Genomic DNA, 14,730 nt, shown 5'->3' with positions numbered 1-14,730 from the left:
CGGACGGGCTCGCAGCGGATACCTACAGGTGGATCATGTTCCCCTCGGAGATGCCGTGCATCACCTCGTGGATCGCCTCACTCAGGGTCGGGTGGGCGAACACGTTGCGCGCCACCTCGTCGGCAGTCAGGTCCCACCGCTGCGCCAGGGTCAGGGCCGGGAGCAACTCGGTCACGTCCGGTCCGATCATGTGCGCGCCGATGATCTCGTTGTACTTGGCATCGGCGACCACCTTGATGAACCCGGAGGTGTCACCCAGGCCGGCGGCCTTGCCGTTGGCGGAGAACGGGAACTTGGAGGTCTTGACCTCGTACCCCTTCTCCTTGGCCTGCTCCTCGGAGTAACCGAAGGAGGCGATCTGGGGCTGGGAGTAGGTGGCCCGGGGGATGAAGTCGAAGTCGACCTCCATCGTCTCGGCATCCGCGATCGTCTCCGCGGCCACGATTCCCATCGCCGAGGCGGTGTGGGCCAGCATCAGCTTGCCGGTCACGTCGCCCACGGCGTAGACGTTCTCCACGTTCGTGCGGCCGCGGGAGTCCACCACGATCGCGCCACGCTCGGTGGCCACGTCGATGTTCTCCAGGCCGTAACCCTCCAGGCGGGGGGCGAACCCGGTCGCCGAGAGCAATCGGTCGGCCTCCAGTACCTGGGCGTCTCCGCCGTCGGCGGGGGAGACGGTGACCTGCACGCCGTCGCCGGTGTCGGTGACCGACTCCACCTTGGTGGACAGCATCACCTTCACGCCGAGTCGCTTGTAGTGCTTGAGCAGTTCCTTGGAGACCTCGGCGTCCTCGGTGGGCACCATCCGGTCCAGGAACTCCACGATGGTCACGTCCACCCCGAAGTTGGTCATGATGTAGGCGAACTCCACGCCGATCGCGCCGGAACCGGCGATCACGATCGACTCGGGCAACTCGGCGTCGAGGATCTGCTCCTCGTAGGTGACCACGTTCTCGCTGAGCTCGATGCCGGGGACCAGCTTGCTGGTCGCGCCGGTGGCGATGATGAGGTTGTCGAAGGTCAGGTCGGTCTTGCCGTCCTCACCCTCCACGGTCATCGAGGTCGCCGACGTCAGGGTGCCCCAGCCGTCCACCTCGGTGATCTTGTTCTTCTTCATCAGGAAGTGCACGCCCTTGACGATCCCGTCGGAGACCTGCCGGGAGCGCTTGTGCGTGGGTTCGTAGGACATCGTGGCGTCGCCTTCGATGCCGAACTTCTTCTTCTCCTTGGTCAGCACGTGGGAGAGTTCGGCATTGCGCAACAGTGCCTTGGAGGGGATGCAGCCCACGTTCAGGCACACACCGCCCCAGTACTGCTTCTCGACCACGGCAACCTTCTTGCCCAGTTGCGCCGCGCGGATCGCCGCGACGTACCCACCGGGACCGGCTCCCAGAACAACGACGTCATAGTGTGAACTCACAGCATCAGACTCTATCGTTGCTTGCGCCGAGGTACATCACCGGATAAGGAGTGATCGTGGATACGAGTGTGGCGGAGGACACCGTCGAGGTGGTTGCGCCTCTGGTCCTGGCGTTCGACGTCGGCTCTTCCGGCACCCGCGGGGGTGTGTTCGATGCCACCGGCACCGAAGTTGCCGGCCTGCGTGGCAAGTCCGGCCACGCCTTCATCACCGACGCCTCCGGGACCGCGGTGATCGATGCCGATGAGGTGGTGGCCGAGATCGCCGGGATCACCGATGACATCCTCGCCGAACTGCCCGCGGGCCAGAGCGTCGCCGGGGTCGCGATCGACACCTTCTCCTCCTCCCTGGTGGGAGTGGATGCTGCCGGCGCGGCGGTCACCCCGTGCTTCACCTACGCCGACACCCGTTGCCATGAGCAGGTGCTGGACCTGCGCCGGGAGTTGGACGAGGAACAGGTTCACCAGCGCACCGGCACCCGGTTGCACACCTCCTACACGCCGGCGCGGCTGCGGTGGCTGGCACAGGACCACCCGCAGATGTTCACCGCCGCCACCCGGTGGCTGACGCTGGGGGAGTACGTCTACCTGCACCTGCTGGGGACCACGGCGGTGGGCAGTGCGGCGGCGTCGTGGTCCGGGATGCTGGACCGCGTAGCCGGCACCTGGGACGAGGAGATCCTGGCGGCGGCCCGGATCACCGCCGATCAACTCAGCCCGGTGCACGAGCCGGACGAGCCGATCCGGCCGCTGCCGGGAAGCGCCGCCGCGACCGCTCTGGCCCGGCGCTGGCCGGCGCTGGCGGAGGCGGACTGGTACCCGGTGATCGGGGACGGGCTGGCCGCCAACCTCGGAGCCGATGCGGCCACACCCGGTGTGGTGGGGGTATCGGCGGCGACCTCGGGGGCGATGCGCACCATCGTGCCCACCGCGGCCGGGCGGTTACCGAGCGGACTGTGGTCCTACCGCATCAGCACCGAGCACACCCTGCTCGGCGGTGCGGTGAGCGACGTGGGCCGGGTGTCCAGCTGGGCCGAGAGCATCCTGCGGGTCGGAGGTCCGACGGCGAATGCCGGTGGACGCGCTGACGGTGCCGTCCTGGATGCGGTGCTGTCCGCCGAACCCGGTGAGGGCACACCACTGATGCTGCCGTTCCTCAGCGGGGAGCGCTCCACCGGGTGGGCCACCGGGGCCCGGGCGCACATCCTGGACCTGGGCGCGGCCACCACCGCCGATCAGATCTACCGCGGCGCGATGGAGGCCACCGCGCTATCGCTGGGCCGGATCGCCGAGCAGTTGCGCACGGTCACCGGCCCGCCGGACCGGATCGCTGTGGGCGGTGGGATGGCCAAGGGGCTGCCCGGTTGGCTGCAGATCCTGGCCGACGTACTGGGCACCGAAGTGGTGCACGTGCGGCACAAGCGGTCCACCCTGCGCGGCACCGCGCTCCTCGCGCTGGAGCACCTGGCCCCGGGGGTGGAGCGCAGCCGCGCCCAGACCGGTTCCCACTACCGGCCCGACCCGGCCCGGGCGGACTACTACGCCCGGCGCAAGGCCCGGTTCGAGGTGGCCTACGAGGCGCTCATCGCCGGTCCGGTGGGGTGAACCGGTGGCGCCGTGAGCCGGCGTCTCCCGGCGCGGTACGATCGCTGATCGATGGCAGGATCGGATCATGACGACTGACGACGACGCCCGGGTACCACCGCTGCGGGCAGGTGTGATCGGCCTGGGCTGGGCGGGGCAGCAGCACGTGGCCGCCTACGCCGAGACCCCCGGTGTGAATCTGGTGGCCCTGGCCGCGCAGGAGGAGCACCTGCTCGCCGAGTACGGTGAAGCGCACCAGGTGCCGATCCGCACCACCGACTGGCGGGAACTCCTCGACGCCGACCTGGACGTGCTCAGCATCGCCACGCCCACCTTCCTGCACGCCCCGATGACCATCAGCGCGTTGCAGTCCGGGATCCACGTGCTGTGCGAGAAGCCGATGGCCGAGCACGCCGAGGCGGCCGAGCGGATGGTGCGGGCCGCCGAGCAGGCCGGGCGGGTGCTGGACGTAGCGTTCAACCACCGCCAGCGCGGTGAGGTGCAGGCGCTGAAACAGGTGATCGACTCCGGGGTGCTCGGGCGCATCTACTACGCCAAGACGGGGTGGTTGCGGCGCGCCGGGATCCCGGGACTGGGCACCTGGTTCACCAAGAACGAACGGGCCGGTGGTGGGGCGTTGATGGACATCGGCGTACACATGCTGGACATGACGTTGCACCTGATGGGTGAACCGGAGGTGATCACGGCCTCGGCGGCCACGCACGCCGAGTTCGGGCCGCTGGGGCGGGGCGGTTCCGGCTTCGGGGTGAGCGAACTGGAGGAGGGCAGCCCGTTCGAGGTGGAGGACTTGGCCACGGCGTTCCTGCGCCTGGACGGAGGGGCCACGTTACTGCTGGAATCCAGCTGGGCGCAGTGGATCCCGTATGACCAGTGCTACGTGATGCTCTACGGCTCCGAAGGCGGGGCCAGCATCGAGTGGGGTGGCACTGGGCGCGATCCCTACGAGCGGTTGAACGTGTGGACCGAGGTGTCCGGGGTGCCGGCCGAACTCGCCCCGCACGTGGGCCCGCATGGGCGCCACGCGGCGGCGGTGACCGGCTTCCTGGCCAAGGTCCGTTCCGGGGCGCACCGGCAGTACACCGGCCGGGACGCACTACACCGGGCCCGGGTGCTCGATGCCTGCTACGCCTCGGCCGGTACCGGCACCGAAGTGGGGCTGGGTAGCGCCGTGCCGGCAACCGCCGCGGCCTCGAGGACATCGCCTATCCAGGAGACCTGATGAGCACACCCACCCGACCCCTTCGCGTCACCGTCTGGGGGGAGAACCGGCACGAACGCACCGACGCCTCGGTGGCGAAGATCTACCCCGACGGCATGCACACCGTCGTGGCCCAAGCCGTCACCGAGCACGTGGGTGCGGGCGCACAGGTGCGCACCGCCACCCTGGATGAACCCGAGCACGGCTTGAGCGAGGAGGTACTGGCCGCCACCGACGTGCTCACCTGGTGGGGCCACGCCGCCCACGAGGAGGTCGCCGATGACGTGGTCGAGCGGGTGTACCAGCACGTGCTCTCCGGGATGGGCCTGGTGGCGCTGCACTCGGCCCACCACGCCAAGATCTTCCGCAAGCTCATGGGCACCACCGCCAACCTGCGCTGGCGCAGTGCCGACGACCAGGAACTGATCTGGACCGTCGACCCCACCCACCCGATCGCCGCGGGCCTGCCCCAGCCGGTGCGGGTACCCGCCGATGAGATGTACGGGGAGTACTTCGATGTGCCCACCCCGGATGAGTTGGTGTTCATCTCCAACTTCTCCGGCGGCGAGGTGTTCCGGTCCGGATGCTGCTGGCGTCGCGGGCACGGCCGGGTGTTCTACTTCCGCTCCGGCGATCAGGAGTACCCGGTGTACTACCAGGACGAGATCCGCCGGATCATCGCCAACGGGGTGGTCTGGGCGCGCCCGCGGGTGACCCGGGAACTACCGGCGGTGTTCCAGGCCGATCGTGCCTGACCGGCACCGCTCACCGGACCCGTACCGACTGCCCGACACGGGGCGCCCGCCGGACGCGTACAGCCTGCCCGGCCCTGACCGTCCACCGGCTCCGGTACCGGGGATCCCCGCCTACACCGGCCCTGGCCACGTGGACCCGGCGCGGCCGGCTCCGTTCGGTGGTGTGCTGCGCCCGCACCGGGGGCACCTGCTGACCGGCCTGCTCTCCTGGGTCGGTGCGGTGGCGATGATCGTGTTCTTTCACGTGACTGGCTGGGGCATCGTGACGACCGGAGGGCTCGGGGTCCTCGCGGCTGTGGCGCTGGTCCTGTTGGTGCTGTCCTGGCGGCGGGCCCGGTTCGAGGTCCACGGCCAGGAGGTGCACTACCACCCAGCACTGGGCCGGATGCGACGGTTCGGCCCCGCGAACGTCGCCGAGGTGGTCCAACTCAACCTTCGCCTACCCGGGAGCAAAGCCACCGAGTGGAGGACCGTGCTGGCCGGCCGGGACGGTCGGCGGCTGCTCACCATGGCCACCCCGATGTGGCCACCGGCCCACCTGGAATCGGTGCTGGCCCCGTTGGTGGGGGCCGGCGTTGCCCGCACGGTGATCGAGGAGCCGACGCGGGTCGCGGATCTGCGTCCCCGTTACGCCGCCATGCTGCCCTGGTCCCGGCGCCACACCGTGGCGTTCAGCCTGCTCCTCGTTCTCGCCGTGATCATCCTCCTGGCCATCTCGACCGCGGTGGGCTCCGGGTGAGATCCGCCAGGGGTACCCGGTGCGAACCAATTCACCGCGAATCAACTCATCGTGTCGGATCGGAGGCGCGCACCTTGGAGTTGTGCCGCACGTTGATGATCCCCAACGGCAGGAACATCACCAGGACCAGTACCACGGTCCACCCGATACCGGGCGCCACCAGGACCACTCCGAGGATCGCCAGCCCCGCCCCGGCGCCACGCATGACCATCGCCCCGATCGGCGACACCGGCGGCCTGCCCCACCCGGAGGGCAACTCATCGTTCGGGTTGGCCCTGGTGAGCCACAAGGTGGAGCCCGCGAGCAACGCAGTGGCCAGGACCATCACGAAGACGCCGAAAGTTGTGGCATCGATCCCGAGGACAGTCATGCCGAGGAGGTTCACCGCTCCAGCCTGGCACAGCGAGCGCCGTCAGGTCCCGGTGGCGGTAGGCCAGGTGCGGCGCCGCTGCTCCCACTCCTCGCGCAGGAGTCCCATGACCACCGAATCGTGCACGCCACCGGCCCACCGGCGGGCCTGGCGCAACCGTGCCTCCTCGACGAAACCCAGGGTGAGGCCGATGGCGATCATGCCGGGGTTGCCCGAGTAGGTGGCGAAGTCCAACCGGAGCGCGTCGGTGCTGTCGAACAGGTAGGAGGTCCACAGCGCCATCGCCTCGGTGCCCAGACCCCGGCCCCAGAACTCCTCGTCCTGGATGACGATGCCCATCCGGCGCCAGTCGGTCTCCTGTGACTCCCAGTACCAGGTCACCGCTCCGATGAGCACCCCGCCGGCCTCGATGGCCAACATGGTGCGTGGGGTGGGCAGGCCGGTGCGCGGGGTTGCGGCCAGGGCGGAGAACCGGCGTAACTCCTCCTGGGTCTGTGCCCTCGTCGGTGTGCCGAAGTAGGGGCCGTTCGTGGCGTGCCAGGGCCGGGCGGGATCGAGCAGATCCGCCAGCCGGGGCAGATCTGCGGGCCGCCAATCCCGCAACTGCAGGCGTGGGCCCTGGATCGGGGGTGTGGGTGAGGCTGCGGGCACAGCGTTGAGGCTAGATCAGCCGGGTGGCACCCATCCAGGGGATCGCGGTGGAGTGCCGCACCGGTGCTCCGCCGCCGGTGGTGACCGGACCGGCGGCCCGTCGCCGCGTCCGGGCGGGTGGCCCCACGCCCGGCCGGGTAGCGTGACCACATGCCCAGGACCCTGACCGAAGCGGCCCACGATGTGGTCGCCGAGGTCCAGCGGAATCCGGTCCGCGCCCTGGACGGGTTCTTCTTCTTCCTGGCGGCCGTCGCGGCGGCGTGGCTGGCGTTCCTGCTCCTGCACCAGTTCATCACCGACGGGTGGCGCCACCTGTGGACGTTCATCCCGTTCTGGCTGCTCATCACCTACTTCCTGTTGCCCCGGGTGCACCGGCTGCTGACCCGGTTGTACGTGCCGGACTATTTCATCGGCCGCTCCCGCACCCGGGAGGGCCTGCTGGGGGACCCGATCAACGTCGGTCTGCGCGGCACCGAGGAGCAGATCCACCAGGCGATGATCAACGCCGGCTGGCACCGCGCGGATGAGTTGAACCTGCGCAGCGGCCTGGGCATCGTCACCGCGACGCTGCTGCGCCGCTCCTACCCCGACGCACCGGTGAGCCCGCTGTACCTGTTCGGGCGCCGGATGGCCTTCACCTACCAGCAGGAGGTGGAGGGCAACCCGAAGAAGCGTCACCACGTTCGGTTCTGGCCCTGCCCGCCGGGATGGCGCCTGCCCGGCGGACGCAAGGTGGACTGGCTGGCCGCCGGCACCTATGACACCGCGGTCGGCCTGAATTGGTTCACCCTGCAGGTCACCCACCGCATCGACGCCGAGGTGGACGCCGAACGCGACCACATCCTGGCCACCCTGACCGCCCCGGAGGCGGGGAACGCCGGGGTCGGCGTGCGCTGGCTGCGCAACTTCTCCTCCGGGTACCACCACCGCAACGGGGGTGGGGACCGGATCCGCACCGACGGGGACCTGCCGATCGTGGACCTGCGCGACAGCGCGGACCCGAGCCCGCAGATGCGGGCTCGTATCGCCGCCGAGCAGAAGGAGGCGATGTCTCCGCGCGCGGTGCCGCTGACGGTCGCGTTCGTCCTGGCCACGATCGCGGCGCGGGTGGCGGTCGGGGTGTGGTCACTGGTGCAGGCGATGCGGACCGGCGAGGCCGAGGTGATCTACCAGGACGTCCTCGCCCCGCTGCTGCCGTGGGACTGGACGACCCGTAACGTGCTCTGGCTGGTGGGAGCCTTCCTGCTGGCCTACCTGGTGCTGGGAGTCCTCGTGGCGCTGCGGCACAACTGGGCGCGCATCGTGGTGCTGGTGATGAGCGCGGCCAGCGTGATCGGGTGGGCCACGCTGTGGCTGACCGGTGCGCCCGAGCAGGCGCTCGCGCTGAACCTGTTCGGTAATGCCGTGGAGATCCTGGTGCTGATCACTCTGTCCGGCAGCACCGCCCGGGTCTACACCCTGGGTTCGCGGCGCAAGCAAGGTGAACCCGCGCTCACCTGAGCGCCCGCGTCAGCGCGAACCGTTGCCGACGGCGTAGCGCAACCGGACCACCCCGTTGCCGAACCGGCGCTGCTCCAGGAGCCGCAGATCCAGTCGCTGGCGGGGCAGGAAGGCCAGGCCACCGCCGAGGCTGACCGGGCAGATGTACATGCTGATCTCATCAACCAGGCCGTGCTCCAGCCCGGCCGAAGCCAGGGTGGGGCCGTCGATGGTCAGATCCGCCGAACTGGACTCCTTCAGTGTCCGGACCTGCTCCGGGTCGAAGACGCCGTGCACCCGGGTTCGTTCAGTGACCGGCTGGGTCAGCGAGGTGGAGTAGACGACCTTGTCCGCCTGCTGCCAGAGGCGGGCGAAGTCCTCCGACGCCGGCGAGTCTGCGGTGAGGGAGGGGTCATTCTCCCAGACCGCCATCAACTCGTACATGCGCCGTCCGTACAGGTACGTGCCGACCCGGGCGATGTCGTCGTTGAGGGCGGCCAGCACCTCCTCATCGGGCTGGGCCCACGAACCGAAGTCACCGTCGGCGTCGGCGACGTAGCCGTCCAGGGAGGTGATCATCGAGTAGATCAGTTGTGCCATCGGAGGTCCTCCCTGTGCGCTCTGATTGCGATATGCAACCGGTGAGAATCTATCGTAATCTGACTGCGTGACGCAATCGGAAATCGGGACCGGAACCGGCGACGTGCTTCCCGTGCCCGCCGGCCGCTCCGGCTGCCCGATCAACATGACCACAGAACTGCTGGGCGACAAGTGGTCGATGGTGGTGCTTCGCGACATCATCTTCAGCGGCAACCGCCGGTTCCGGGAGTTGCTGACCAACTCGGTGGAGGGCATCGCCTCGAACATCCTGGCCGCGCGCCTGAGCAAACTCACCGAGGCCGGCCTGCTCACCCGGCACGACGACCCGAGCCATCGGCAGAAGGTGGACTACCGCCTCACCGAGGCCGCGATCCAATTGGTCCCGCTGATCGCCCACATGGGGGCCTGGAGCGCGCGCTGGCTGCCCACCACCCCGGAGTTGTCCATCCGCGCGCAGTTGCTCGCCGAGGGCGGTCCCCCGATGTGGGGGCGCTTCATGGACGAACTACGCGGTTCCCATCTGCACGGAACAGCGATGCCCGACGACGGCGTGCTGGGGGAGTTGACCCGTGCCTATGCCCGGGTGCGGGCTGCTTCGGCCGGTCCGAGCGGCAACTGAGCTCCGGGATGTCGAGAGGTGCCTGAGGGGGCTGAGGCGCACCCGAGCCGGCTCAACCGAACAGGAAGTAGGCCAGCAGCACCAGAACCGCCAGGCTGAATATCCCGGACAGAACCCCGGGCAGCACCGACGGCTTCGCCGGCGCAGCGTCCTGCGGGGAATCAGCCTCTCGGGGGGCGGTGTCGCCGGCGGTGGTGTCGTCGTCGCTCGCGGTCTCACTGCTGCCCCGCCCCGCAGCGCTGTTGGAGGCAGCGATGCCGGGTTGCTCGGCACTGGATTCGCTGTCCCCGGTAGCGCCGACAGCGGCCGGCGCGCTCCCGGCCGGGTCGGGAGCGTCATCGTCGGGTGTACCGACGGCACCGGGGCTGTCGGCGCTACCCACGGCCGGACCGTCGGTGCCGCGAGCAGTTCCCACCGGAGCGGATTCGCGCAGCAGAGCCGATCCGCGCCACGGCTCGTGGGGGTCCAGTTCGAAGCCGGGTAGTGCCGCGGCGAGGGCGTCGGCAGCCTCCTGGGACAGGCGGATCCCGTCCACCACCGCACCGAAGTGGCCGGGCTCGGTCAGCGGCACCGCGACCACGCCGGCGTTGGCGTCCTCGTCCCCGCGATCGCCGGTGCGGCCGGGTTCCGCCCCGGAGTCCACGTCGGCCACCACCACGGTGACATTGTCCCGGGTGGAGGCGCGCAGCGCGGCGTCGATGAGCGCCTCCACCGCCTCGCTGCGCGCCTCGGTGGCCAGGGCCCGGCCGATCTGTTCGGCGGAGAGATAGTCCGAGAGCCCGTCGCTGCACAGCAGCAGCCGGTCCCCGGGTTCCAGGCTCACCTCGATCAGGTCCAGGTCCGGACCGGGGGAGTGGTCGTCGAGCGACTTCAACAGCATCGCCCGGTAGGGGTGGGTGCGGGCCTTGTCCGGGCTCAGCTGACCCTGCTCGACCAGTCGCTGCACGTGGGTGTGATCGGTGGTGATCTGGTACATCGAGCCATCGCGGAGCACGTACACCCGCGAGTCGCCGATGTGGCCGATCAGCACCCTGGATCCATCGGTGACCACCGCGATCAGGGTGGTCCCCAGCGACTCCAGCATCGGGTCTGCGTCGGACATCGCCACCAGTGCCCGGCGAGCCCGGCGGCCGGCCTCGAGCACCGCGGTGTCCAGGTCCGCTCGCGGGCCGTGGTCCACCTCACTGAACACGCGCACCGCCAGCACCGAGGCGATCTCCCCGGCGGCGTGCCCGCCCATGCCGTCGGCGAGGATCAGCAACTGGTCGGAGACGACGGCGGAGTCCTCGTTGTTCATCCGCACGGTGCCCAGGTGAGTGCCGGCCGCAGCACGGAACCTCACCGTCATGTGCACCGCCTCGCCGGTCGTGTCGGTCCGCCTTCGCCGGCGGGTCGCCATTCTGTGACCACCCTATCGTTGCCGCGGGCCCGGTAGGTGCAGCGCAGGTCACTCACGCTTACAGATCCTCCTTGCGCTGCAGGTACCGCCAGGCCGCCCAGCCCAGCGGAACCCGCAGCCAGAAGGTGAGCACCCGGAACAGCACCGCGGCCGAAGCGGCCGCCGCCGTGGCCAGGCCCACCGTGCGCAGACCGGCGGACAGGGCCAACTCCACCGTTCCCATCCCGCCCGGGGTGGGGGCGGCCGAACCGATCGTGTTCCCGGTCAGGTACACGATCGTCAAGGTGGTGATCGGAACCGACTGGCCCAGCGCGATCAGGGTGGCCACGAACGCAGCCAGGAAGCCTGCGGTGACCAGGAGTCCGCCCGCCAAGCCCAGCACCAGCCGCTGCGGCTGCCCGATCACCCACACCAGCCGGGGCCAGATCTGCCGCCAGGTGGGGAGCACCCGGCGTGCCAACCATGCCCTGACCCGCGGCACCAGCAGCACGGTCCCGGCCACTGCGGCCACCACGGCCAGGGTGATCACCACCACCAGGGAGGGCAGTTGCCGCAGCGGCCCAGCGGTGCCCAGGGCCAGAGCCAGGACCACCAGCAGCAGCACTGTGGTGACGAACTGGGCCAGCTGCACCAGCCCCACCGTGGCCAGGGCCAACGAGGTACGAACCCCGCGGCGCTGCATGAACCTCACGCTCAGCGCAGCCGGACCCAGACCGGCCGGCGTGACCAAGGTCAGCACCGAGGCGGCCACCTGGACCAAAATGGTGCGCCACAGGCCCAGGCGCTCCGGGCAGAACGCCACCAGCGCCAGCGCGCCACCCAGGTAACTGACCAGGCCCAGGCCGAACGCGATGAGCATCCACGCCGGGTTGGCCCCGGCCACCACCTCGCGGACCTGGTCGAAGTTCAGGGTGGTCACCAGGATCCACAGCGCCACCACCAGGACGGTGAGCGTCACCACGGTGCGGGCCGAGAAGCGGTTCAGCCGGATCGGTTCGGCCCCCGCCCCCTCGGGCAGGTAGGACAGCAGCGCAGCGCGTAGGGCGTCCATGGTGGGCTTGTCCGAACGCGCAGCGGTGCGGGTGATCGGCGGGAAGGCCACCGGCTGCAGCAACGGGGCCAGTTCGGCCAGTTCCTCGGCGCTCAGCACCTGTCGCGCACCCTCGATGGCGGTGGTGACGTCGGTGTGCAGGGCGAACGCGGTGAGCAACTGGGCCCGGTCCACTCGCTGGGCCAGTGCAGAGGCAGCGATCTCGCCCTGCTCCCACTCGGTCAGCCACACCTGACCCGCATCATCCTCGCTGGTCCCGATCAGCACGGTCTCCACCGAGAGGTTGCGGTGGGCGATCCCGGCATGGTGGGCGGTGGCCAGCTGCTCCCAGGCGCGCGCCATCTCCTCCCGGGTGAGGGAGCCGGGGGACAGGTCGTGGGCGCTGCGGGCACCACTGATGTGCTCACCCACCAGCAGCGTGGACTCCGCGGCCTTGGCGATACCGCGCAGTTTCGGACTCCGCACGCCGGCGGCGGTCGCGGCGTAGTGCATCAACGCGGCGCGCTCGGTGGCCTGGCGCAGCGAGACCGCGGTACGCCGCGCCAGCCCGCGCAGGCGCAGGGCGGTCCAGACCGAGGCGAGCATGCCGATCACCTGGCGGTCGTCGTCGAGCACCACCACGTCCCATCGGGTGCCGTCCACCGCGATGACGGCGTAAACCCGGTTGCGCCCATCCCGTTCGGTGGCCACCGTCGCCGCCGCCGGAACCGGCTGTCCGGCACGGAACCGGGACAGCATGCGGGCGCGCTGACTGCGGCCCGGTGGCACCTCCCCGGGCGTGGCGGGGTCCGCGCGGACGGAAGCCTGCGCGCGCACCGGGCTGGCGACCGACCGGCCCCTGTCGTCGATCATGACCGTCTGAGGCTGCAGGTCGGGATGCTGCGCGTTGTCCCCGAGCCGTACCAGCGCCAGCGGCTCGATCCCGGTGCGCCGGACTCCCTGCACCAGGTCGGCGCCGTGGGCGCGGTCGCTGCGTACCCCGGATCCGTACCGCATGGCCATGCCGGCGATCCGGCCCAGCAGAACCGTGACGATCGCCCCGACCAGGGTGGTGTCACCGGTGATCACCGAGATACCCAGGGCGATCCACAGCAGGTTCCACGAGAGGCCGACCACGGGCAACCGCCCGCGGCGCCCGACGGCGGTGAGCAGCCCGGCCAGGGCGGTCACCGTGGGCGTGATGGTGATGATCCACTCCCCGCCACGCCAGCGCAGTAGCGCCCGGGCAGCATCGGTGCCGGCGGCGAACTCGTTGACCGCCCACATCGCCGCGATCGCCAGCAGGTAGGCGGCCGCCGAGGCCACGACGGCCTCACCGACGCCCCGCAGGTTGCGGCGCAGCACCTGGGTGACGATCACCATCACTGGCAGCACCAGGATCAGGAAACCCTCGATCACCGTGACCGGGACCAGTAACAGGCTACGGACCGTCTGGGCCAGGGCGGACTGGACGTCCTGGGTGACTCCGGCGGTGGTGGAGTGGGCGTAGACCGACAGGATGAGGACCACGGCGATGCCGATCGCGGAGGCGATCAGGTGCAGCAGGTCGGCCGGTCGGCGCACCCGCTCGCTGGGCAGGTCCAGTACCTGCACGGTACGCGGGCCCTGGCCGGGTGGCTGCTCGCCGGGCTCACCGGCGACCTCGCGGTGCTCGGTCTGTTCATCCGGTTCCGTCGAGGCACCCTCCGCCGTCAGGCTCGCCGCCACACCGGCCGAGGCGGCTGAGTCCGCCGCACCGGATCCGTGGTCCGCGGCGTCTGCGGCCCCGAGGCCGGCGGAGGGCCCTGCCGACCGGTGCCACTCGTCGTCATCCTCCGGGCCACCGGGCGCGTCGGTGCCATCGGCCTGCGCCGCCCTCGCGGGGCGAAAGCCCTCCCGGGCTTCGACAGGCCCGGGCCGGCGGGGTGAACTCATGGTGTCGATAGTAGGAGGTGGGTCTATCGCATTGTGGCTGCTCAGCCCACACCCAGGGTGTCCAGCCATTGTGCGGGTAGGTAGGCATACCCCACGAAGGCCACCACATCCAGCAGCGTGTGGGCGATCACCAGCGGCATCACCCGCCGCCTGCGCAGGTAGAACCAGGTGAAGATCAGGCCCATGATCGCGTTGCCCACGAACGGGCCCCAGCCCTGATACAGGTGGTATCCGGCCCGGATCAACGCCGAGGTGACCAGCACCGCCCAGACCCGCCAGCCCAGTTCCTCCAGCCGTTCCACGAGGTAACCCACCACCAGCACCTCCTCCAGCAGTCCGTTCTTGAGCGCGGCGAGGATGAGCACCGGGATGGTCCACCAGTACTCCGCCAGGGCCGAGGCCTGTACGGCCACTGTGACACCCAGCGCACGCCCGGCAACGTACAGGCCCAGGCCGGGGATGCCGATGAGTGCGCCCAGGCCCAGGCCCCAGGCCACGTCCTTACCCGGTTCACGCAGGTCGAGTCCGATGCGGCGCACCGCGCTACGCCCGTGGGCGCTGAGGAGGTACAGCGCCAGCGCGACGGGTACCAGGGCGAAGGTCAGGGAGAGCATCTGGTAGGTCAGGTCCAGATAAGGCCGCACCGACTGGGAGGGGTTCAGCGTGGCGGTCTGCTCCCCCAGCGGCCCACGGCTCACCCGGTCGATGATGTTGACCACCGCGTACACCGCCGAGCGTCCCAGCGACAGTCCCATCACGATCCACACCTCGAGGCCGAGCCGGCGCCGCTGGGTGACTGGTGTGCTCATGGGGTCGTTATAGCGCATCGATGAGAGGGGCCCGTGCGCGAGCGGCGGCTCCGCCGTGATCGCAGAGCGGGGGTGCCCGGGCTTCGGGTGCGGGTGCTCGATGCCCGGACCTGCCGGTGGTG

Annotated in this window: 13 protein-coding genes; 6 read left to right on the top strand and 7 right to left on the bottom strand. The window is 70.1% G+C overall.

What is annotated here, in order from left to right; genetic code table 11:
• Nucleotides 1-22: 22 nt before the first annotated feature.
• A complete protein-coding gene (lpdA, locus tag ACPL7H_RS02210; RefSeq protein ID WP_424795511.1) occupies nt 23-1,420 on the bottom strand; it encodes a dihydrolipoyl dehydrogenase in 1,398 nt (465 codons plus the stop codon).
• Between the two features lie 56 nt (nt 1,421-1,476).
• Between lpdA and ACPL7H_RS02205 the strand changes: the two genes are divergently transcribed.
• The 4 genes from ACPL7H_RS02205 (at nt 1,477) to ACPL7H_RS02190 (ending at nt 5,716) form a co-directional block, all read left to right on the top strand.
• On the top strand, nt 1,477-3,024 hold the full coding sequence (locus tag ACPL7H_RS02205; RefSeq protein ID WP_424795510.1) for a gluconokinase: 1,548 nt from the start codon (nt 1,477-1,479) through the stop codon (nt 3,022-3,024).
• Between the two features lie 67 nt (nt 3,025-3,091).
• Complete coding sequence (locus ACPL7H_RS02200; RefSeq protein WP_424795509.1) at nt 3,092-4,243, top strand: Gfo/Idh/MocA family protein; 1,152 nt, start codon at nt 3,092-3,094, stop codon at nt 4,241-4,243.
• Nucleotides 4,243-4,977 carry a ThuA domain-containing protein gene (locus ACPL7H_RS02195; protein ID WP_424795508.1) on the top strand — a complete coding sequence of 245 codons (735 nt, stop codon included), beginning with the start codon at nt 4,243-4,245 and terminating at the stop codon, nt 4,975-4,977. The genes ACPL7H_RS02200 and ACPL7H_RS02195 overlap by 1 nt, the downstream gene beginning before the upstream one ends.
• A gap of 130 nt (nt 4,978-5,107) precedes the next feature.
• Nucleotides 5,108-5,716, top strand: coding sequence for a hypothetical protein (locus ACPL7H_RS02190; RefSeq protein ID WP_424788768.1), 609 nt, complete (start codon nt 5,108-5,110; stop codon nt 5,714-5,716).
• A gap of 46 nt (nt 5,717-5,762) precedes the next feature.
• Here ACPL7H_RS02190 and ACPL7H_RS02185 read toward each other — a convergent pair whose 3' ends face one another.
• Nucleotides 5,763-6,086: a hypothetical protein gene (locus tag ACPL7H_RS02185; RefSeq protein WP_424795507.1), complete on the bottom strand. Its 324-nt coding sequence runs from the start codon at nt 6,084-6,086 to the stop codon at nt 5,763-5,765.
• Between the two features lie 42 nt (nt 6,087-6,128).
• The gene (locus tag ACPL7H_RS02180) at nt 6,129-6,737 is read right to left on the bottom strand and encodes a GNAT family N-acetyltransferase (RefSeq protein ID WP_424795506.1); all 609 of its coding nucleotides are present in this window, start codon (nt 6,735-6,737) and stop codon (nt 6,129-6,131) included.
• Nucleotides 6,738-6,887: 150 nt separating this feature from the next.
• On the opposite strand from ACPL7H_RS02180, the gene ACPL7H_RS02175 reads away from it, so the two are divergent.
• Nucleotides 6,888-8,237 (top strand): LssY C-terminal domain-containing protein, encoded by a 1,350-nt coding sequence (locus ACPL7H_RS02175; protein ID WP_424795505.1) that lies wholly within the window; start codon nt 6,888-6,890, stop codon nt 8,235-8,237.
• 9 nt (nt 8,238-8,246) lie between these two features.
• Here ACPL7H_RS02175 and ACPL7H_RS02170 read toward each other — a convergent pair whose 3' ends face one another.
• Nucleotides 8,247-8,816, bottom strand: coding sequence for a dihydrofolate reductase family protein (locus ACPL7H_RS02170; protein ID WP_424795504.1), 570 nt, complete (start codon nt 8,814-8,816; stop codon nt 8,247-8,249).
• Between the two features lie 67 nt (nt 8,817-8,883).
• On the opposite strand from ACPL7H_RS02170, the gene ACPL7H_RS02165 reads away from it, so the two are divergent.
• Entirely contained in the window at nt 8,884-9,435 is a 552-nt protein-coding gene (locus ACPL7H_RS02165) for a winged helix-turn-helix transcriptional regulator (protein WP_424795503.1), read from the top strand.
• Between the two features lie 52 nt (nt 9,436-9,487).
• Here the strand turns inward: ACPL7H_RS02165 and ACPL7H_RS02160 are convergent, their stop codons facing one another.
• From ACPL7H_RS02160 to ACPL7H_RS02150, 3 genes are all read right to left on the bottom strand, one after another.
• Nucleotides 9,488-10,783, bottom strand: coding sequence for a protein phosphatase 2C domain-containing protein (locus ACPL7H_RS02160; protein ID WP_424795502.1), 1,296 nt, complete (start codon nt 10,781-10,783; stop codon nt 9,488-9,490).
• 109 nt (nt 10,784-10,892) lie between these two features.
• A complete protein-coding gene (locus tag ACPL7H_RS02155) occupies nt 10,893-13,799 on the bottom strand; it encodes a lysylphosphatidylglycerol synthase domain-containing protein (protein ID WP_424795501.1) in 2,907 nt (968 codons plus the stop codon).
• Between the two features lie 41 nt (nt 13,800-13,840).
• Entirely contained in the window at nt 13,841-14,608 is a 768-nt protein-coding gene (locus ACPL7H_RS02150) for a CPBP family intramembrane glutamic endopeptidase (protein WP_424788760.1), read from the bottom strand.
• Between the last annotated feature and the right edge of the window lie 122 nt (nt 14,609-14,730).

The organism is Pseudactinotalea sp. Z1732 (assembly GCF_049724975.1).
In the GTDB taxonomy this organism is placed as follows: Bacteria; Actinomycetota; Actinomycetes; order Actinomycetales; family Beutenbergiaceae; genus CALKWS01.
Note: the sequence above shows the minus strand (reverse complement) of the source record. Positions and strands in the feature narration are given on the sequence as shown.

What these genes read in the sequence shown, in the direction of transcription:
- ACPL7H_RS02185 (WP_424795507.1), bottom strand. Translation starts at nt 6,086, where the DNA reads ATGACTGTCCTCGGGATCGATGCCACAACTTTCGGCGTCTTCGTGATG.
- ACPL7H_RS02160 (WP_424795502.1), bottom strand. Translation starts at nt 10,783, where the DNA reads ATGACGGTGAGGTTCCGTGCTGCGGCCGGCACTCACCTGGGCACCGTG.
- ACPL7H_RS02195 (WP_424795508.1), top strand. Translation starts at nt 4,243, where the DNA reads ATGAGCACACCCACCCGACCCCTTCGCGTCACCGTCTGGGGGGAGAAC.
- ACPL7H_RS02150 (WP_424788760.1), bottom strand. Translation starts at nt 14,608, where the DNA reads ATGAGCACACCAGTCACCCAGCGGCGCCGGCTCGGCCTCGAGGTGTGG.
- ACPL7H_RS02200 (WP_424795509.1), top strand. Translation starts at nt 3,092, where the DNA reads ATGACGACTGACGACGACGCCCGGGTACCACCGCTGCGGGCAGGTGTG.
- ACPL7H_RS02155 (WP_424795501.1), bottom strand. Translation starts at nt 13,799, where the DNA reads ATGAGTTCACCCCGCCGGCCCGGGCCTGTCGAAGCCCGGGAGGGCTTT.
- ACPL7H_RS02170 (WP_424795504.1), bottom strand. Translation starts at nt 8,816, where the DNA reads ATGGCACAACTGATCTACTCGATGATCACCTCCCTGGACGGCTACGTC.
- ACPL7H_RS02175 (WP_424795505.1), top strand. Translation starts at nt 6,888, where the DNA reads ATGCCCAGGACCCTGACCGAAGCGGCCCACGATGTGGTCGCCGAGGTC.